Source organism: Pseudomonas helmanticensis, assembly GCF_900182985.1.
In the GTDB taxonomy this organism is placed as follows: Bacteria; Pseudomonadota; Gammaproteobacteria; order Pseudomonadales; family Pseudomonadaceae; genus Aquipseudomonas; species Aquipseudomonas helmanticensis.
The window spans coordinates 46,876-65,688 of the sequence record NZ_FXUY01000002.1 but is presented as its reverse complement, the minus strand read 5'-3'; the positions used below and the strand labels follow the sequence as shown (position 1 = coordinate 65,688).

The window sequence follows — 18,813 nt, the reverse complement described above, 5'->3', positions numbered from 1 at the left end:
GGCATGCGTAGAAGCAACCGCGGTTTTACCCTGATCGAAATCATGATCGTGATTGCGATCATCGGCATTGTCATGACCATCGCCGCCCCGAGCTTTACCGAATACCTGAAAAAGGGCCGCCGTGCCGAAGTGGTGTCGCTGCTGTCCGAGCAGGCGCAGACCCTTGAACGTTTCTATACCAAGAACAGTGTCTACACCGGCGTCACCGGTCTGAGTACGGGCAATGATTTCTACACCATTACTCCGACCATCGCTGATCAGACCTTCCTGCTGACCGCCACCCGCAAGGCGGGTACGTCCATGGCCACCGACAAGTGCGGGGATTTCACCCTGACCAATACCGGTGTCAGGAGCATGAACAACGCGACCACCGGGCTTGCCACCAAGGATTGCTGGGGCCGCTGAGGCGCATATCTTCGGGCGCCTTTTGCGCCCACTGTCTTTTTTACGGTTGGATCAAACATGACCAGGCAACAGCAAGTGGTGATTGTCGGTGGCGGGGTGATTGGCCTGCTGACCGCTTACAACCTCGCCTCCGAAGTGCGCAGCGTGGTGCTGCTGGATCGCGCGAACCTCGGCCAGGAATCCTCCTGGGCGGGCGGCGGTATCGTTTCGCCGTTGTATCCGTGGCGCTATAGCCCGGCGGTCACCGCACTGGCGCACTGGTCGCAGGATTTTTATCCACAGCTCGGCGAGCGTCTGTTCGCCGATACCGGCGTCGATCCTGAAGTGCACACCACTGGCCTGTATTGGCTGGATCTGGATGATGAAGCCGAAGCGTTGGCCTGGGCTGAGCGCGAAGGCCGTCCGCTGCGGGCTGTGGATATCTCGGCGGCGCACGATGCGGTGCCGGTGCTAGGTGGTGGATTTTCACGGGCGATCTACATGGCTGATGTGGCCAACGTGCGCAATCCGCGTCTGGTGAAATCGCTGAAAGCGGCGTTGCAGGCACTGCCGAACGTGACGATTCACGAACAGTGCGAAGTCAGCGGATTTGTTCGCGAGGACGAGCGGATTGTCGGCGTCGAGACGTCTCAAGGCGTGATCAACGGCGATCAGATCGTGCTGACGGCGGGTGCGTGGAGCGGCGACCTGCTCAAGACCCTGAGCCTGACGTTGCCGGTCGAACCGGTCAAAGGCCAGATGATTCTCTACAAATGTGCAGCGGACTTTTTGCCGAGCATGGTATTGGCCAAAGGTCGTTATGCGATTCCGCGTCGCGACGGCCATATCCTGATTGGCAGCACGCTGGAGCACGAAGGCTACGACAAGACGCCGACCGATGTGGCGCTGGAAAGCCTCAAGGCTTCGGCAGTGGAGTTGCTGCCGGCGCTGGCGCATGCCGAGGTGGTGGGCCACTGGGCGGGATTGCGTCCGGGGTCGCCGGAAGGGATTCCGTACATTGGCCGGGTGCCGGGGTTTGAGGGGTTGTGGCTGAACTGCGGGCATTACCGCAATGGGCTGGTGCTGGCGCCGGCGTCGTGCCAGTTGTTTGCCGATGTGATGCTCGGACGTGCGCCGATTATTGATCCGGCGCCGTATGCACCGGCTGGTCGGATCTGAAGCAAAATCAAAAGATCGCAGCCTGCGGCAGCTCCTACAGGGAACGTATTCCAATGTAGGAGCTGCCGCAGGCTGCGATCTTTGGCGATCTAATCCAGGCCCAGTTTCTTCAGCCGATAGCGCATCGACCGAAACGACAGGCTCAAGCGCTGCGCCGCCGCCGTACGATTCCAGCGCGTTTCCTCCAGCGCCTGCAAGATCAGTTTGCGCTCGACGTTCTCCAGATAATCTTCCAGATTGTCGATCTGTGTCAGGTCGGCAATCCCTCCTTCAGCCGCGCAATTGCCTTCGCTCAAGCGCAAGTCTGCAGACTCGATCACGCGGTTCTCACACAAGGTGTGCGCGCGTTCGAGCACGTTCTCCAGCTCCCGCACATTGCCCGGAAAACGGTAGCTCTTCAGTGCTTCCAGCGCCTGCGGATGCAACCGCGCCACCGGTTGGCCGGTGTCTTTGGCCAAACGCTTGAGCATGTGCGCCGCGAGCACTTCAATGTCGTCACGCCGCTCGCGCAGTGATGGCACGCGCAGTTCGATGACGTTGAGCCGGTAATAAAGGTCCTGGCGGAAACGCTCGGCAGCCACCTCGGCATCAAGATCCTTGTGGGTGGCGCAGAGAATGCGCACATCGACCACGGTTTCCTGCTGACCACCGACGCTGCGCACGGCTTTTTCCTGAATCGCCCGCAGCAGTTTTACCTGCATCGACAGCGGCAAGTCCGCCACTTCGTCGAGAAACAAGGTGCCGCCGTTCGCCGCCTGGAACAGCCCCGGCTTGTCCTCGACGGCGCCGGTGAAACTGCCTTTGCGATGGCCAAAGAATTCGCTTTCCATCAGCTCGGACGGAATCGCCCCGCAGTTCACCGGTACGAACGGCTGGCTGGCGCGCGGCCCTTGCTCATGAATCAGGCGCGCGACCCGCTCCTTGCCGCTGCCGGATTCACCACTGATGTACACCGGCGCCTGGCTGCGGGCGAGCTTGTCGATCTGCTTGCGCAGGTCGCGCATCGGTAACGAATCACCGAGCAGGCGTCGATCGATTGAAGTGCTCGCAGCGCTCGCGGCCGGCATGCGCAGGGCCGTGCCAACCAGTTCACGCAGGCGGGTGAGGTCAACCGGTTTAGTCAGAAAGTCAAAGGCGCCGGCCTTCAGTGCGTTGATTGCGGTTTCCAGGCTGCCATAGGCGGTGATCATCGCCACGGGCAGTTGTGGATAACGCTGCTGGATGTGCAGCACCAGATCCAGCCCCGTGCCGTCGGGTAGACGCATGTCGGTCAGGCATAGGTCAAAGCGCTCGCGGTGCAACAACGCTTGGGCTTCGCCGAGATTACGCGCGCTGTAGGTGTCGAGCTTCATCCGTCCCAGGGTGATTTCCAGGAGTTCGCGGATGTCGGGCTCGTCGTCGACGATGAGGATTTTTTGCCGTGGGCTGTTAGTCAACTTTGTTTCCGTCCGTGAGCAAAGGTGATGCGAAAGCAGCCGCCGCCTTGGCGTGGTTTGAAGTCTAGGCGCGCTTGGTTGCTTTCGCACAGCTCACGGGACAGATAAAGCCCAAGGCCGGTGCCCTGGCTGCTGGTGGTAAAGAACGGTTCGAACAGATGCGTCTGTTCGTCGACTGGCACGCCGGGGCCGTTGTCCTGCACCTCAAGCACCGCCAATTGGCTGTCCGGGTCGACGAACAATGCCAGCCAGACCTCGGCCTGATCGTGCAGTAACGCGCTGTGGCGCCAGCCGTTGCGTAACAGATTGTCGAGAATTTGCGTGAGCTGATTGGGATCCATCAGTGTGGCGAAGTCACCCGAGTTGATCCGCAGATGAATGTGCTGGCGCTCGCTGGCCTGTTCGCGGCTCTCGGCGACGAAGTTTTCCAGCCACGGCTTGAGATCCAGCCGTTGCGGGGCACTTTGCTGGCGTCGTGAAAGTTGCAGGACGTTTTCGATGACTCGGTTCATGCGCTGGGAGTGATCTTGAATGATCTGCGTCAGACGCCGATCGGCGCTGTCGAGTTCCTCGGATTCGCCCAATAGCTGTGCGGCATGACTGATGGCGCCGAGTGGATTGCGAATTTCGTGAGAGATGCCGGCGGTCAGGCGCCCGAGTGCGGCAAGTTTCAGTTGCTGGGCCTGCTGGGATATTTGCGCCAGGTCTTCGAGAAATACCAGGGTTTGCTGATTCGGGCTTTGTTCGAGAGCAATGAAGCTCGGCTGCAATTCAAGGCCATTGCCGGGAATCTTCAGGCTTTGCGGGCGCAGGCTCGGATTGTTCATCCACAGTTGCAGGCGTTCGACCAGTGCGGGCGAGTAGGCGTCGATCAGATGGCCTTGCAGGTGTGAGCGCGCGAGCAGGTTCTGCGCACTCTGGTTGGCCAGTTGCACACGACGTTCCTCGTCGAGCACGAGAATCCCGGTGCGCATGCGCTGCAGAATCAGTGCGTTCAACGCCTCCAGGCCGACCACCTCGCTGGCCCGTTGCTCGGCCAGTGTTTCGCTGACTTCAAGACGGCGGATCAGCCCTTGCACCAGCAGCGATGCGGCAAAGCACAGTGCGCCGAGCGTGCCGGCTTGCAGGTATTCGTTGGCGCTCAGGGGATGGCTGAAACTGAGCAGGAAACTCAGGCCGACGATGCCGAGAGCGCCGATGGCGGCGATCAGCAGGCCGATGCGTCGGCGCAGCAGGGTGTTGCTGATCGCCACCGAGACAATCAGCAGATTGCCGAGGGCGCTGGCCACGCCGCCCGCCGCATAGAACAGGCCGCACAGCAACAGCACATCGACGAGGGCCAGGCTGAACAGTTGCGCCGGTCGCCGGGTGTTCTCGAGAAACACCACCAGCAAAATGTTGATGACCAGATATAACCAGCTGCCGCCGCGCAGCAGATCGTCGTTGGCCGACGTCAGCAGGCGGTTGTCCATGTTGCTGGAGATCAGCAGCACCAAAGTGATGCCGACGCTTAAACGGTAGAGATGATAAAGGCGCAGCAGGCGCTGAGCCTGTTTGCTGTCGGCGTTGGCGGCCTCAGCGATCACTGGCACCCGGGCCTTGCTCAAGGTGTGCCTGGCTGCAATACCACTGTTGTTGCACGCTCAATGCGCGATCACGCGGCAAGTGCACGCCGCAATGGGCGCAACGGACCATGGGTGGGGCGTCCTGCTCGCGGGGGGCGCGATCGGACTGATTGGCAGCGGGTGCCTTGAATTTTCGCCACAGCCATACCGCAGCAAAAATCAGGACAATCCAGAACAATAAACGAAGCATGATGAGCGGCTTTTCGACTGATGATCCGGCAGTTTAGCCAAGCTCCCGACAAGCGCACAGCCTATTAACGCGCGGCAATAAAAAAGGGAGATCCGCAGATCTCCCTTTCTTGTCCATCCGGTGTGATCAGTCGAACACGCCGAAGGTCATGTAGCTGAACCACGAGCGGTCGGTGTTGCTCGACTCAGGCTCTGGTTCTTCGATCACGTCGCCGTTTTCGTCTTTAGGCTTCAGATCGTTCGGGATCGCGTCTTTCGCGTCCTGGTACTGTTTCTGCACGTCCTGGTTGGCGCGGGTTTCGCCCGGCGGCAGCGGCGGACGCGACTCGATCAGACCGAGTGTTGCCTTGCTCAGGAACGAACGGTTATCGGCTTCAGCAACCCGTGGCACGAACTGGCCGTCTTGCAGGCTCGGGTGGTTCGGGTAGTTCAGCTTCAGGGTTTCCAGGCTGGTGTTGGCCAGTTCGTCCAGGTGCAGACGCTGGTAAGCCTCGGTCATCACCGCCAGGCCGTCGCCGACCGATGGGGTTTCCTGGAAGTTTTCCACGACGTACCGGCCACGGTTGGCAGCGGCTACATACGCCTGACGGGTCAGGTAGTAGTCGGCCACGTGGATTTCGTAGGCTGCCAGCAGGTTGCGCAGATAAATCATGCGCTGCTTGGCGTCCGGCGCGTAGCGGCTGTTCGGGTAGCGGCTGGTCAGCTGGGCGAACTCGTTGTACGAGTCGCGGGCAGCGCCCGGGTCACGCTTGGTCATGTCCAGCGGCAGGAAGCGCGCCAACAGGCCGACGTCCTGGTCGAAAGAAGTCAGACCTTTCAAGTAGTACGCGTAATCCACGTTCGGATGCTGCGGATGCAAACGAATGAAACGCTCGGCAGCGGACTTTGCAGCTTCCGGCTCGGCGTTCTTGTAGTTGGCGTAGATCAGCTCCAGCTGTGCCTGATCGGCGTAGCGACCGAACGGATAGCGCGACTCCAGAGCCTTCAGCTTGGCTGTGGCGCTGGTGTAGCTGTTGTTGTCCAGGTCAGTCTGAGCCTGCTGATACAGCTCGGCTTCGCTGAGGTTTTCGTCTACGACTTCCTTCGATGAGCAAGCAGCGGTCAATGCGAGGATGGCGATCAGCAGCAGGTGTTTCACTTGCATGGCGGCTTGCGTCCCTATGACGGCCGCTGTCTTGGGCGGGGCCGTCCTGTTATGATGAGCGCCCCGTTGAAAAGCCTCGGGGCAAAAGACGCCGTATTTAACCACAAGCGCGCAGCCGAAACCAAAAGCTGTGCCGACGCACAGTCAGAGCATGTCCGATAAAATTGAACTTCGCGCAGAGGTGCCGTCCGAATTGGGCGGCCAACGCCTCGATCAAGTCGCTGCCCAACTCTTCGCTGAGCACTCTCGCTCGCGCCTTTCCGCCTGGATCAAAGAAGGTCGCCTGACTGTGGACGGGGCGGTCATCCGCCCTCGCGACATCGTGCATGGCGGTGCCATCCTTGAGCTGACTGCCGAGCAGGAAGCCCAGGGCGAGTGGATCGCCCAGGACATCGAGCTCGACATCGTCTATGAAGACGACGACATCCTGGTGATCAACAAGCCTGCGGGCCTGGTGGTGCACCCGGCTGCCGGTCATGCCGATGGCACCTTGCTCAATGCCTTGCTGCACCACGTGCCGGACATCATCAATGTCCCGCGCGCCGGTATCGTGCATCGTCTGGACAAGGACACCACCGGTCTGATGGTGGTGGCCAAGACCATTCAGGCCCAGACCAAGCTTGTTACTCAATTGCAGAGTCGCAGCGTCAGCCGGATCTACGAGTGCATCGTGATCGGCGTGGTCACCGCCGGTGGCAAGATCAACGCCCCGATCGGTCGTCACGGCCAGCAGCGCCAGCGCATGGCAGTGATGGAAGGCGGCAAGCCTGCCGTCAGCCACTACCGCGTGCTGGAGCGTTTCCGCTCGCACACCCACGTACGGGTGAAGCTGGAAACCGGTCGTACCCACCAGATCCGTGTGCACATGTCGCACATCAACTTCCCGTTGGTCGGCGACCCGGCGTACGGCGGTCGTTTCCGCATTCCGCCAGCCGCTAACCCGACGATGGTTGAATCGCTCAAGCATTTCCCGCGTCAGGCCCTGCACGCGCGTTTCCTTGAGCTGGATCATCCGACGACCGGTGTGCGCATGAGCTGGGAATCGCCGCTGCCAGAAGATTTCGTCTGGTTGCTGACCCTGCTCAAGCAGGATCGCGAGGCATTCATCGGATGAACTGGCTGACGCCGGACTGGCCCGCGCCGGCCAGCGTCAAAGCCTGCGTTACCACTCGCGAGGGTGGTGTCAGCGAGGCGCCGTTCGACAGCCTCAATCTGGGCGATCATGTCGATGATCGTCCTGAGGCTGTTGCCGAGAACCGTCGGCGCCTGACCGATCACTTCTCTATACAGCCTGCCTGGTTGCAGCAAGTGCACGGGATTGCCGTGGCGCATGCTGATCCGGGCATTGTTGCGACCGCAGATGCCAGTTGGACAGCAACACCCGGTATCGCCTGTGCGGCGATGACGGCTGATTGCTTGCCAGCGTTGTTTTGCGATCGCGCTGGCACTCGCGTGGCGGCGGCCCATGCCGGTTGGCGTGGTCTGGCGGCGGGTGTACTTGAAGCGACGCTCGATAGCCTCGATGTTCCGGCCAAGGACGTTCTTGTCTGGCTCGGTCCGGCGATTGGCCCGAAAGCCTTTGAAGTCGGCCCGGAAGTGCGGGAAGTCTTCATCAATCAACTGCCTGAAGCAGCAGAAGCGTTCGTACCGGGCGACAATGCCGGCAAGTTCATGGCGGATATCTATTTACTGGCGCGCCTACGTCTGGCCGCCCGAGGAGTTACAGCGGTTTACGGCGGCGGTTTCTGCACCGTGACCGATCCGCGCTTCTTCTCCTACCGTCGTGCGTCGCGCACCGGTCGCTTCGCCTCCCTCGTTTGGCTCACCCGCTAAACTCTCTGATCTGCATCAACTCTTTGACGCTTGAATCTCCCAGAATCGACCGCATCTACAGTGGTATCTGGCAGGTTTCTTTATTCAGGATGGTTTTTAGGTCCGGCCTGCTCAAAAGGAAGGTGACTTATGCGAATAGACCGTTTAACCAGCAAATTACAGTTGGCCTTGTCCGACGCCCAGTCGTTGGCAGTCGGCCACGATCATCCGGCGATTGAGCCGGCGCACTTGATGCAAGCCATGCTTGAACAGCAGGGTGGTTCGATCAAACCTCTGCTGATGCAGGTCGGCTTCGACGTCAACAGCTTGCGTAAAGAGCTGACCAAAGAGCTCGACCAATTACCGAAAATCCAGAACCCGACCGGCGACGTCAACATGTCGCAGGATTTGGCGCGCCTGCTCAATCAGGCCGACCGTCTGGCTCAGCAGAAAGGTGATCAGTTCATCTCCAGCGAACTGGTGCTGCTCGCGGCAATGGACGAGAACAGCAAGCTTGGCAAGTTGCTGCTCGGCCAGGGCGTGAGCAAGAAAGCCCTGGAAAACGCGATCAATAACCTGCGGGGCGGCGAGGCAGTGAATGACGCCAACCACGAAGAGTCGCGTCAGGCGCTGGATAAATACACTGTCGACCTGACCAAGCGCGCCGAAGACGGCAAGCTCGACCCAGTGATCGGCCGTGATGACGAAATTCGTCGCACCATTCAGGTTCTGCAACGCCGCACCAAGAACAACCCGGTGCTGATCGGTGAGCCTGGCGTGGGTAAAACCGCGATCGCCGAAGGTCTGGCGCAGCGCATCATCAACGGCGAAGTGCCGGACGGCCTTAAAGGCAAACGTCTGCTGTCGCTGGACATGGGCGCGCTGATCGCCGGTGCCAAGTATCGTGGTGAGTTCGAAGAGCGCCTGAAATCACTGCTCAACGAGCTGTCGAAGCAGGAAGGGCAGATCATTCTGTTCATCGACGAGCTGCACACCATGGTCGGCGCCGGTAAGGGCGAAGGCTCGATGGACGCCGGCAACATGCTCAAGCCTGCACTGGCGCGCGGCGAGTTGCACTGCGTCGGCGCGACCACGCTCAACGAGTATCGCCAATACATAGAGAAGGACGCGGCGCTCGAACGACGCTTCCAGAAAGTATTGGTGGATGAGCCGAGCGAAGAAGACACCATCGCGATCCTGCGCGGCCTTAAAGAGCGTTACGAGGTTCACCACAAGGTGGCGATCACCGACGGCGCGATCATCGCCGCGGCCAAGCTCAGCCATCGCTACATCACTGACCGGCAGTTGCCGGACAAGGCCATCGACCTGATCGACGAGGCCGCCAGCCGCATCCGCATGGAAATCGATTCGAAGCCGGAAGTGCTCGATCGTCTTGAGCGTCGGCTGATTCAGTTGAAGGTGGAATCCCAGGCGCTGAAGAAAGAAAGCGACGAAGCGGCGATGAAACGTCTGGAGAAACTCCAGGAAGAAATCGTCCGTCTGGAGCGCGAGTATTCCGATCTGGAAGAAATCTGGAACTCGGAGAAAGCCGAGGTGCAGGGTTCTGCACAGATTCAGCAGAAGATCGAACAGTCGCGTCAGGAACTGGAAGCGGCGCGCCGCAAAGGCGACCTGAACCGCATGGCCGAGTTGCAGTACGGGGTGATCCCGGATCTGGAGCGCAGCCTGCAAATGGTCGATCAGCACGGCAAAAGCGAGAACCAGTTGCTGCGCAGCAAGGTGACTGAAGAAGAGATCGCCGAAGTCGTGTCGAAGTGGACCGGCATTCCGGTGTCGAAAATGCTCGAAGGCGAGCGCGACAAACTGATGAAGATGGAAAGCTTGTTGCACAAACGGGTGATCGGTCAGGAAGAAGCCGTAGTTGCCGTGTCTAACGCAGTACGGCGTTCGCGCGCCGGGCTGTCCGACCCGAATCGTCCGAGCGGCTCGTTCATGTTCCTCGGCCCGACCGGTGTCGGTAAAACCGAACTGTGCAAGGCGCTCGCCGAATTCCTCTTTGATACGGAAGAGGCGATGGTGCGGATCGACATGTCCGAGTTCATGGAGAAACATTCCGTGGCTCGCCTGATCGGTGCGCCACCGGGATACGTCGGCTACGAAGAGGGCGGTTACCTGACCGAGGCGGTGCGTCGCAAGCCTTACTCGGTGATCCTGCTGGACGAGGTCGAGAAGGCGCACCCGGATGTGTTCAACATCCTGCTGCAAGTGCTTGAAGATGGTCGCCTGACCGACAGCCATGGCCGCACGGTGGACTTCCGCAATACGGTAATTGTCATGACCTCGAACCTCGGCTCTGTGCAGATTCAGGAACTGGTCGGTGATCGTGAAGCGCAGCGTGCTGCGGTGATGGATGCGCTGACGTCGCACTTCCGCCCGGAGTTCATCAACCGGGTCGACGAAGTGGTGATTTTCGAGCCTCTGGCGCGGGATCAGATCGCGGGCATTACCGAGATCCAGTTGGGCCGTCTGCGCAGCCGTCTGGCCGAGCGCGAGCTGAAGCTGGAACTGAGCCCGGAAGCGATGGACAAGCTGATCGCTGTCGGCTACGACCCGGTGTATGGCGCACGTCCTTTGAAACGGGCGATCCAGCGCTGGATCGAAAACCCGCTGGCGCAATTGATCCTCTCGGGTCATTTCATGCCTGGCGACACGGCAACCGGCGCGGTTGAGAACGACGAAATCGTTTTCAACTAAGTCCGAACACCAATGAAAATTGGCAGGCCCCACCTTGTGGGGCCTTTTTTTTCGTTAGGCTGTTGAACTCAAAGGAAAAGGCTTGTAAAGTGCGCCCCGCAGTCAGTCGCCAAGACGGTCTCAGCTCACTGAGTTGAAATCTGAAATAAGTTGCAAATCATTAACTTGAAAGCAATTTAGGGGGTTGACAGAGGTGTTCTAGGTTGTAGAATAGCGCGCCTCAGACACACGAACGCAGCGATGCGAGCGAGTGACTGGAAGCAGTAAGTTTCACCGTTGTAAATTGAAATATGTAGTTCCGTGATAGCTCAGTCGGTAGAGCAAATGACTGTTAATCATTGGGTCCCAGGTTCGAGTCCTGGTCACGGAGCCAATTTCAAGCCGGGGTATAGCGCAGTCCGGTAGCGCGCCTGCTTTGGGAGCAGGATGTCAGGAGTTCGAATCCCCTTACCCCGACCATTTTTGGGTCGTTAGCTCAGTTGGTAGAGCAGTTGGCTTTTAACCAATTGGTCGTAGGTTCGAATCCCACACGACCCACCATTTTTGAAACCAGTTAACGCTGGAATCGAATCTTAAGATCAGAGGCCAAAAGCCCTGATCGAAGAAGGCGACTGAAAGGTCGCCTTTTTTTTACCGGGGTATAGCGCAGTCCGGTAGCGCGCCTGCTTTGGGAGCAGGATGTCAGGAGTTCGAATCCCCTTACCCCGACCATATTAAAAATCCTCGTATCGAAAGATACGGGGATTTTTTTTGCCCGACGTTTACTGGCGGACAGCAGACGCAAAAAAGCCGCGTCTCCCGGAAGAGCGCGCGGCCTGGTTTTTCCTGGCAATCAGGCGCCGTCTTGATCTTTCAGATGTTCGAACAGCCCCTTGGGCATTTTCTTGCCATTGGCTTCGAAGTTGGCCTTCACATTGTTGTAGGCCTCCTGCTCATCGATAAAACCGTCATGGTTGGTGTCGATCTTGTCGAAGTCGGACTTCGGCGCCACTTTCAGAAACTCCGCCCGGGATACCTTGCCGTCGCCATCGCTGTCAGTCCTGGCCATCGACGCATCGCCACACTTGCCTTCGCCACATTTGCCTTCAGGGGTTTTTACCGAGGTTTCTGCAGAAGCGACCATGTAACCCTGGGCCAATGGTTGCGCGGCGAATACCGAGCCGGACAGCATCAGACCGCCAGCCAGCGCGGCGCCGATCAGGCCAATGGATTTTTTACCGAGAGTCGAAGTACGGGACATATACATTCTCCTGGGCTGCGCTGCGCAACCACACGTTAAGGACGATTGCCTGAGCAGGTGTTGCTCGGGTGTGACCATTAGGCGGTGGCGGTGTATCGCGACTGTGTCGCGCAGCGGGGGAGTTTGTAAGCGCAGGTTAGATATTACCGACGCAGATACATTACGAGACAGAATCACAAATCAAATGTAGGAGTGAGCCTGCTCGCGATAGCGGTGTGTCATTCAACAATGATGTCGACTGACACACCGCTATCGCGAGCAGGCTCACTCCTACAGGTCTTATATCAATGCAGCTTCAGGCGTGGCTCGGTGCCGCGACCAATCTTGCTGCCCAGCATCAGCATTGCCGTGCGGAACGGCCCGTACAGCGCCATCTGGTGCATGCGGTACAGCGACACGTAAAACATCCGTGCCAGCCAGCCTTCGAGCATCACGCTGCCGGTCAGGTTGCCCATCAAGTTACCCACAGCCGAGAAACGCGACAGCGAGATCAGCGAGCCGTAATCGGTGTACTTGTATTCCGGCAGGGTCTTGCCTTCGATGCGCAATTTCAGCGATTTGGCCAGCAAGGAGGCCTGTTGGTGCGCTGCTTGTGCACGCGGTGGCACGTTGCGATCGGTGCCCGGTTGTGGGCAGGCTGCGCAGTCGCCGAAAGCGAAGATGTTTTCGTCACGGGTGGTTTGCAGGGTCGGCAGCACTTGCAGTTGATTGATGCGATTGGTTTCCAGGCCATCGATGTCCTTGAGGAAACCCGGCGCACGGATACCGGCAGCCCAGACTTTCAGGCTGGCCTTGATCTCGTTGCCGTCGGCAGTGATCAAACTGTCTGCGGTCACTTCGCTGACCGATGCGTTGGTCATGACATTGACCCCGAGTTTCTCCAGGGTCTTGTGCACTGGCCCGCTGATGCGCTCGGGCAGGGCTGGCAACACCCGTGGGCCGGCTTCGATCAAGGTGATGTGCATGTTTTCCGGTTTGATCCGGTCCAGGCCATAAGCGGCCAGTTCATGCGCCGCGTTGTGCAGTTCTGCCGCCAACTCGACGCCTGTGGCGCCCGCGCCGACGATGGCCACGCTGATCTGCTCGATCACGTCGGTCTGGCCGGCATGTGCACGCAGATAGTGATTAAGCAGTTGCTGGTGGAAGCGCTCGGCCTGTTTGCGGGTATCGAGGAACAGGCAGTGTTGCGCCGCACCCTGAGTGCCGAAATCGTTGGTGGTGCTGCCGACGCTGATCACCAGCGAGTCGTATTGCACTTCACGCGCCGGGACGAGCTCGACGCCGTTTTCGTCGTAGGTCGCCGCTAGCTGGATTTTCTTCTGCGCACGATCAAGCCCGCTCATGCGCCCCAGCTGGAACTCGAAGTGGTTCCATTTCGCCTGGGCAACATAGTTGAGTTCGTCTTCGGAGGAGTTCAGCGATCCGGCGGCCACTTCGTGCAGTAAAGGCTTCCAGATGTGCGTCAGGTTGGCGTCGACCAGCATCACACTGGCCGTGCCGCGCTTGCCCAGAGTCTTACCCAGACGGGTAGCCAACTCCAGACCGCCGGCGCCGCCGCCGACAATAACAATACGATGGGACATAGGGATAACTCGCAAGGTTTTTAAAGGAAATCGGTGCGGTTACCCAAGCGAGCGCCAAGCAGCTCACAGCGTCAGGTAACTGATTAATCGGCTCAACAGGCCCAGACCAATGGTCACTGCCAGCACCAGCACGAGGAGCATCCACGGCCGGAAAGGCCGGCGCTCGACTCGATGTTGGGACAGTTGCAGGTACTCTTCGACATGTTTCTGGTCTTCGGGGTTCAGGCGGCTGGTCATAATTGCCTCGTCAGGTAGACGTTGCTGAATGGGCGCAAGCTACAGCGGTTTTTATCCGGGGTTGAACGGAGCATAGCCGCTGTCCGGAACCGGCTCGACGCTCACCCTGTCTTCGAGGCGAATGATCCCGCTTTGTAACACTCGCGCAGTAATTCCGCCATGCCCGCGCACGGCCTGAAAGGTGCCGGGGCCAAGGTTGTTCTGCAGGCGTGCGCAAGGCTGACACCAGCCCGTGGTTTCGAATATTGCCTGACCGATGCGAAAGCGCCGACCTTTCAGACTAAACAGATTGATACCGCTGATAACGAGATTGCGCCGCAGATCTTCAGGTTTCACCGGTTGATCGTCAGGGCGGCCCATCAATGCGTTGATCACCGCCAAGTGTTCGAACTGGATCAGCGTCACTTGACGCGCATTACGCACACCGGGGCGGGCGTGGTCGCCGGTCAGCCCTGCTTCCAGCCGCGCTTCCACCGCATCCAGTTCGATCATCGGCCCACGGGATTCGGGGCGCACGCCGATCCAGCGTACACATCCGGTCTGCGGCACATCCGCGATCAATTGCTGAAGTGGTGTCACAGGCTGATCCCGACATCGAAGACGATGCTGCGGCCAAGGTTGCTGCGCAGAAAGTCCGGCGCGTCCGGGTGAGCGAACAGCACGCGGGCGAAGGTCGGGCCGACGAGCGACAACGAGCGCCAGCCCTGACGCAGATACTCGGTGGGCGGCGGGAAGTGGCTGTTCAAGTCGAGCACTTCGCGCTTGAGGCTGGCGAAGGCGATGATGTCCAGTTCACCGAGATCCATGCCGCGCTCTTTGTAGTTGTGGGCTTTTTTGCGCAAGGTCGGTGCCAGTCGCATGAGGAATTCATTGGCCGGGATGCGCTTGGGCTTGGCTTCGCGGCGAACCAGTTGGCTGAGAGAAAACGCGCTGCGGCGGCGCTGCAACTCATCGCGCCATTCGTCATTGAGCCGACGCCCCTCGTCGAGGACGAAGAACACTTCGAAATTGGCTTCGCGAAACAGCACGTCCGGCGGTTCACCGGCCGGCGCGAATTCGTCGACGCGGTAGGGAATATTCAAGCCTTGCAGCAGGCGCTGGCAAACCCAACGCTCACGCTCCCATTTGCGGGCATTGGACAGGAACGCGTTGGCCTGCTCGGCCGCGATGGTCAGCAGGCGTAAATAATCTGAGTCATCCATAAGCCCAAGCTTAGCGTCCAAATGCGACAAGCTGAAAGCTTTGCTTGCACCGCCCGTTCACCTCGGCCTTGTAGGAGCTGCCGAAGGCTGCGATCTTTTGACTGTAAAAAGAACAAGATCAAAAGATCGCAGCCTGCGGCAGCTCCTATAGGGTAATGTCGATGGAGGGTGAGGGAGTCATGATTGGGGCTGAACTGCTTTCGACGGCAAGTCTGACATTCGGTTGGCTGATTTACTTGCCGGCGCTGCTCTGGGCGGTCTTGAGGGTGCCGTGGCTCGAATTGTTCAGTGACAGTCGTCGTCAACACCTGCTGTTCGGCACGGTGTTCGCGTTGTTTCTGCTGTGGCTGGTGCGCAGGGATTTCGACACCGGCGTGTCGTATCACTTTATCGGTATGACGGCGGTGACCTTGCTGCTGGACTGGCCCTTGGCGATTGTTGGCGGGCTGGTGGCGCAAATCGGTCTGGTGTTGCTCGGGCGCCAGGATCTCGCGGCGATGGGGGTCAACGGCTCATTGTTTATTTTGCTGCCCGTGCTGATCACCGAGTGCGTGGCGATTCTGGTCGAACGTGCGCAGCCGCGTAATCCCTTCGTTTATATTTTCTGTTCGGGGTTTCTGGCTGCCGCGCTGTCGGCGTTGTTTTGCCTGCTGCTGAGCCTGACGCTGCTCTGGTACGACGGTCTCTTCGCCATGCCGGAATGGCTCGAAGACTTCATCGGTTACCTGTGGCTGATCATTTTCCCCGAGGCGTTCATCAACGGCATGGTCATCAGCGCCCTGGTGGTGTTCTGCCCGGAATGGCTGGAGACCTTCAACCGCACCCGCTACCTTTCGGCGCCGTGGAAGGACGACGATCGGAAGTCTTGATCCACATCAAACCGGCCATCCACGGGAAATTTCATGCTCGCGCAAATCCCTTCAGGAGCAGCGGCATGAGTGTTTACGAGTGGGCGAGGCAGGAAACCCGGCAAAGTCTGGACATGGCGCAGGAGGTGGGGTTTGACCCCGGCTTGAGTTTGCGCGCTTTGCTCAGTGCGGTGGTGCAACAAAGCAAGGCCGTGCGCAACGCCGAAGACCTGGCCGACGAATTGCGCTTTCTCGCGGAAAACCTCGACGACGATCAGGACTACGGCTTTATGCGCCCCTGAACGGGATCAGTGACGCGGGTCGAAGTCCCCGGAAAACATTTCGTCCTCGGCATCCGGTGCGACTGGAATCTTGTGTTCTTCAGAGGCCCAGGCGCCGAGGTCGATCAGTTTGCAGCGCGCGGAGCAGAATGGACGAAATTCGCTTTCAGGCGTGAATTCCACGGGGGCGCCGCAGGTTGGGCATTCAACGGTGGGGATCTGGCTCATGCTTGGCCTCCGGATAAAGTCAGGTAAAACTGATGCAGACGCTCGACTTCGCTCTGCAGCCAAGCGAGGTCGCGGTCGTTGACCACCACATCGTCGGCACGGCTCACACGGTCTTCACGGCTTGATTGCGCCTTGAGGATTGCCTGAACCTGCTGCTCGCTGGTCTGGTCACGCTGCAAGGTGCGTTCGATCTGCAGTTGTTGCGGGGCATCGATGACCAGGATGCGCTGGGTCATCGCGTATTGCCCGGACTCGATCAACAGCGGCGAAACCAGAATCGCGTAAGGCGATTTTGCCAGCGCCAGATGATGGGCGATCTCTTCTGCGATCAACGGATGCAACAGGGCTTCGAGCCAGCGGCGCTCCTCTGCAATCTCGAAGATCAGTTTGCGCAAGGCCGCACGGTCGAGTGTGCCGTCAGCTTGTAACACGCCGGGGCCGAAATGTTCGGCAATCTTCGCCAGCGCCGGACGTCCCGGTTCGACCACCCAGCGCGCCGCATGATCGGCATCCACAACATGGATGCCAAGGTCGATGAAGTGCTGGGCCGCCGCGCTTTTGCCGCTGCCAATGCCGCCGGTCAGGCCGAGAATCCAGGGTTTTTCCACAAGGGTATTCATTTCAAACCGACAAACTGCCAATAGAAGTCGGTTATTTGACCACCCCAGAGCATGGCAATCCAGCCGGCAATTGCCAGATAGGGGCCGAAAGGGATTGGCGTGGAGGTTTCCTGCGCGCGCAAACGCAACAGAATCACCCCGATCACCGCGCCCACCAACGACGACAGCAGAATCGTCAGCGGCAGAATCTGCCAACCGCCCCAGGCGCCGAACAACGCCAGCAGCTTGAAATCGCCATGGCCCATGCCGTCCTTGCCGGTCAGCAACTTGAACAGCCAGAACACCGACCACAGCGCCATGTAACCGGCGACGGTGCCCCACAACGCGTCATGCAGCGGCACGAACAGCCCGAAACTGTTGACGATCAGACCCAGCCACAGCAACGGCAGCACCAGCACATCAGGCAGCAGTTGATGCTCGATGTCGATCAAGCTCATCGCCAGCAACCCCCAGCTGAGGAAGATCAGCAGAGCGGCCGGCCAGCCAAAACCGAAATGCCAGGCGATGAATGCCGAGAGCAAGCCGCAGGCCAGTTCGGTCAGTGGATAACGTTTGCTGATCGCTGCCGCGCAGGCTGAGCAACGTCCGCGCAGCGCCAGATAACTGAGCAGCGGAATGTTTTCCCACGCGCGAATTCGATGCGCGCAATGCGGACATTCGGAGTGCGGCAGCATCAGGTTGTAGGTGGGCAGCGGTGGTTCGGCAGGCAAGCCCAATACGTCGTGGGCCTGCTGACGCCAATCGCGCTCGAGCATTTTCGGCAGACGCCAGATCAACACGTTGAGGAAGCTGCCGACCACCAGGCCGAGCAGCAACGCGGTGCAAACAAAGGCCAGCGGATACAGGGCAAACAGTTCGTCGATAGGCATGTCAGATCGCTGAGCCGAGTTGGAAGATCGGCAAGTACATGGCCACGACCAGCCCGCCGACGATCACCCCCAGCACCACCATGATGAATGGCTCCATGAGGCTGGTGAGGTTGTCGACCATGTTATCCACTTCCTCTTCGTAAAACCCGGCGACCTTGTCGAGCATCTCGTCCAGCGCACCGGACTCTTCGCCGATCGCGGTCATCTGCACGGCCATATTGGGAAAGACCCCGGTGGAGCGCATGGAAAAATTCAGCTGCATACCGGTCGAGACGTCCTGACGAATCCGCAGCACCGCGCGTTTGAACACCACGTTGCCGGTGGCACCCGCAACCGAGTCGAGCGCCTCGACCAGCGGCACACCGGCGGCGAACGTTGTCGACAGGGTGCGGGCGAAGCGGGCGACGGCGGACTTGTACAGCAGCGTGCCGACCAGAGGCAGTTTCAGCAGCCAGGTGTCTTTGCGGTCGCGCAAGGCCTGAGATGTTTTCAGCGCATGACGGGTGCCGAAAATCGCCACCACCAATACGCCGAGGATCGCCCACCACCATTGCTGCATGAACGCCGACAGGCTGATGACCATCAGGGTGAAGGCGGGCAGCTCGGCGCCGAAACCGGAAAATACCGACTGGAATTGCGGCACCACTTTTACCAGCAGAATCCCGGTCACCACGGCCGCGACCAATAACACCGCCGTCGGGTAGGTCATGGCTTTCTTGATCTTGGCCTTCAGGCGTTCGCTTTTCTCCTTATAGGTCGCGACCCGCTCGAGCAGCGTGTCGAGGGCGCCGGACTGCTCGCCGGCATCGACCAGGTTGCAATACAACTCGTCGAAATATTGCGGCTTCTTGCGCAGGGCCGTGGCGAAGCTGTTACCGGCCGCGACTTCCTGTTTCACGTCGTCCACCAGTTTGCGCATGGCCGGGTTTTCGAAGCCTTCGCCAATGATGTCGAACGACTGCAACAGCGGCACGCCGGCCTTCATCATGGTCGCCATCTGGCGGGTGAACAGGGCGATGTCCTGCGCCTTGATGCGTTTGCCGAAACTCAGCAAAGAGGCGGACTTCTTGCGCACCTTGCCAGGGTTGATCCCCTGTTTGCGCAGCTGCGCCTTGATCAGTGCGGGGTTTTGCCCGCTCAGTTCCCCGGTGACCTTGCTGCCTTTGCGGTCCGTGCCTTCCCAGGCATAGATGCTGATTTTCGCTGCCTTGACCGCCATGT

At 59.5% G+C, this 18,813-nt stretch carries 20 protein-coding genes and 4 tRNA genes; 11 read left to right on the top strand and 13 right to left on the bottom strand.

The features are described from left to right. Positions 1-3: 3 nt before the first annotated feature. Both QOL84_RS22930 and thiO read left to right on the top strand, forming a co-directional pair. The gene (locus QOL84_RS22930) at positions 4-405 is read left to right on the top strand and encodes a type IV pilin protein (RefSeq protein WP_283438715.1); all 402 of its coding nucleotides are present in this window, start codon (positions 4-6) and stop codon (positions 403-405) included. A 57-nt stretch (positions 406-462) separates the two neighbouring features. Continuing rightward, the gene (gene thiO, locus QOL84_RS22925) at positions 463-1,563 is read left to right on the top strand and encodes a glycine oxidase ThiO (protein WP_283438714.1); all 1,101 of its coding nucleotides are present in this window, start codon (positions 463-465) and stop codon (positions 1,561-1,563) included. Between the two features lie 89 nt (positions 1,564-1,652). Here the strand turns inward: thiO and QOL84_RS22920 are convergent, their stop codons facing one another. From QOL84_RS22920 to QOL84_RS22905, 4 genes are all read right to left on the bottom strand, one after another. Further along, positions 1,653-2,999: a sigma-54-dependent transcriptional regulator gene (locus QOL84_RS22920; protein WP_283438713.1), complete on the bottom strand. Its 1,347-nt coding sequence runs from the start codon at positions 2,997-2,999 to the stop codon at positions 1,653-1,655. Beyond that, entirely contained in the window at positions 2,996-4,585 is a 1,590-nt protein-coding gene (locus tag QOL84_RS22915; protein WP_283439468.1) for a sensor histidine kinase, read from the bottom strand. Before QOL84_RS22915 ends, QOL84_RS22920 begins: the two co-directional genes overlap by 4 nt. Beyond that, a complete protein-coding gene (locus QOL84_RS22910) occupies positions 4,575-4,814 on the bottom strand; it encodes a PP0621 family protein (RefSeq protein WP_129395565.1) in 240 nt (79 codons plus the stop codon). Before QOL84_RS22910 ends, QOL84_RS22915 begins: the two co-directional genes overlap by 11 nt. Before the next feature lie 126 nt (positions 4,815-4,940). After that, positions 4,941-5,957 (bottom strand): outer membrane protein assembly factor BamD, encoded by a 1,017-nt coding sequence (locus tag QOL84_RS22905; RefSeq protein WP_283438712.1) that lies wholly within the window; start codon positions 5,955-5,957, stop codon positions 4,941-4,943. A gap of 151 nt (positions 5,958-6,108) precedes the next feature. Here QOL84_RS22905 and rluD point away from each other — a divergent pair, with 151 nt between their 5' ends. The 7 genes from rluD (at position 6,109) to QOL84_RS22870 (ending at position 11,195) form a co-directional block, all read left to right on the top strand. Continuing rightward, a complete protein-coding gene (gene rluD / locus QOL84_RS22900; RefSeq protein WP_122592797.1) occupies positions 6,109-7,071 on the top strand; it encodes a 23S rRNA pseudouridine(1911/1915/1917) synthase RluD in 963 nt (320 codons plus the stop codon). Next, positions 7,068-7,790: a peptidoglycan editing factor PgeF gene (gene pgeF, locus QOL84_RS22895; protein WP_283438711.1), complete on the top strand. Its 723-nt coding sequence runs from the start codon at positions 7,068-7,070 to the stop codon at positions 7,788-7,790. The genes rluD and pgeF overlap by 4 nt, the downstream gene beginning before the upstream one ends. Before the next feature lie 129 nt (positions 7,791-7,919). Further along, positions 7,920-10,484: an ATP-dependent chaperone ClpB gene (gene clpB, locus QOL84_RS22890; protein WP_283438710.1), complete on the top strand. Its 2,565-nt coding sequence runs from the start codon at positions 7,920-7,922 to the stop codon at positions 10,482-10,484. 297 nt (positions 10,485-10,781) lie between these two features. After that, a tRNA-Asn gene (locus tag QOL84_RS22885) sits at positions 10,782-10,857 on the top strand. 9 nt (positions 10,858-10,866) lie between these two features. Next, positions 10,867-10,943: transfer RNA gene (locus tag QOL84_RS22880), tRNA-Pro, on the top strand. Between the two features lie 5 nt (positions 10,944-10,948). Then, positions 10,949-11,024 (top strand) — tRNA-Lys (locus QOL84_RS22875). 94 nt (positions 11,025-11,118) lie between these two features. After that, a tRNA-Pro gene (locus tag QOL84_RS22870) sits at positions 11,119-11,195 on the top strand. Between the two features lie 121 nt (positions 11,196-11,316). Here the strand turns inward: QOL84_RS22870 and QOL84_RS22865 are convergent. From QOL84_RS22865 to QOL84_RS22845, 5 genes are all read right to left on the bottom strand, one after another. After that, on the bottom strand, positions 11,317-11,724 hold the full coding sequence (locus tag QOL84_RS22865; RefSeq protein WP_129395561.1) for an HvfA family oxazolone/thioamide-modified RiPP metallophore: 408 nt from the start codon (positions 11,722-11,724) through the stop codon (positions 11,317-11,319). A 284-nt stretch (positions 11,725-12,008) separates the two neighbouring features. Then, on the bottom strand, positions 12,009-13,307 hold the full coding sequence (locus QOL84_RS22860) for an NAD(P)/FAD-dependent oxidoreductase (protein WP_095121769.1): 1,299 nt from the start codon (positions 13,305-13,307) through the stop codon (positions 12,009-12,011). Between the two features lie 63 nt (positions 13,308-13,370). Continuing rightward, entirely contained in the window at positions 13,371-13,544 is a 174-nt protein-coding gene (locus tag QOL84_RS22855) for a DUF3094 family protein (RefSeq protein ID WP_003228304.1), read from the bottom strand. Between the two features lie 51 nt (positions 13,545-13,595). Next, a complete protein-coding gene (locus QOL84_RS22850) occupies positions 13,596-14,123 on the bottom strand; it encodes an MOSC domain-containing protein (RefSeq protein ID WP_129395560.1) in 528 nt (175 codons plus the stop codon). Beyond that, the gene (locus tag QOL84_RS22845) at positions 14,120-14,746 is read right to left on the bottom strand and encodes a DUF1780 domain-containing protein (RefSeq protein ID WP_064392452.1); all 627 of its coding nucleotides are present in this window, start codon (positions 14,744-14,746) and stop codon (positions 14,120-14,122) included. Before QOL84_RS22845 ends, QOL84_RS22850 begins: the two co-directional genes overlap by 4 nt. A 179-nt stretch (positions 14,747-14,925) precedes the next feature. Between QOL84_RS22845 and QOL84_RS22840 the strand changes: the two genes are divergently transcribed. Together QOL84_RS22840 and QOL84_RS22835 are read left to right on the top strand one after the other, a co-directional pair. Continuing rightward, complete coding sequence (locus QOL84_RS22840) at positions 14,926-15,615, top strand: energy-coupling factor ABC transporter permease (RefSeq protein WP_283438709.1); 690 nt, start codon at positions 14,926-14,928, stop codon at positions 15,613-15,615. Between the two features lie 65 nt (positions 15,616-15,680). Continuing rightward, a complete protein-coding gene (locus QOL84_RS22835; protein WP_007909901.1) occupies positions 15,681-15,896 on the top strand; it encodes a hypothetical protein in 216 nt (71 codons plus the stop codon). A 6-nt stretch (positions 15,897-15,902) separates the two neighbouring features. Here QOL84_RS22835 and yacG read toward each other — a convergent pair whose 3' ends face one another. The 4 genes from yacG to QOL84_RS22815 are packed head-to-tail and all read right to left on the bottom strand — an operon-like array spanning position 15,903 to position 18,811. Next, positions 15,903-16,103 (bottom strand): DNA gyrase inhibitor YacG, encoded by a 201-nt coding sequence (yacG, locus tag QOL84_RS22830; RefSeq protein ID WP_129395558.1) that lies wholly within the window; start codon positions 16,101-16,103, stop codon positions 15,903-15,905. Beyond that, entirely contained in the window at positions 16,100-16,723 is a 624-nt protein-coding gene (gene coaE, locus QOL84_RS22825; protein ID WP_283438708.1) for a dephospho-CoA kinase, read from the bottom strand. The genes yacG and coaE overlap by 4 nt, the downstream gene beginning before the upstream one ends. Continuing rightward, entirely contained in the window at positions 16,720-17,592 is an 873-nt protein-coding gene (locus tag QOL84_RS22820; RefSeq protein WP_283438707.1) for a prepilin peptidase, read from the bottom strand. Before QOL84_RS22820 ends, coaE begins: the two co-directional genes overlap by 4 nt. Before the next feature lies 1 nt (position 17,593). Continuing rightward, on the bottom strand, positions 17,594-18,811 hold the full coding sequence (locus QOL84_RS22815) for a type II secretion system F family protein (protein WP_283438706.1): 1,218 nt from the start codon (positions 18,809-18,811) through the stop codon (positions 17,594-17,596). Positions 18,812-18,813 lie beyond the last annotated feature (2 nt).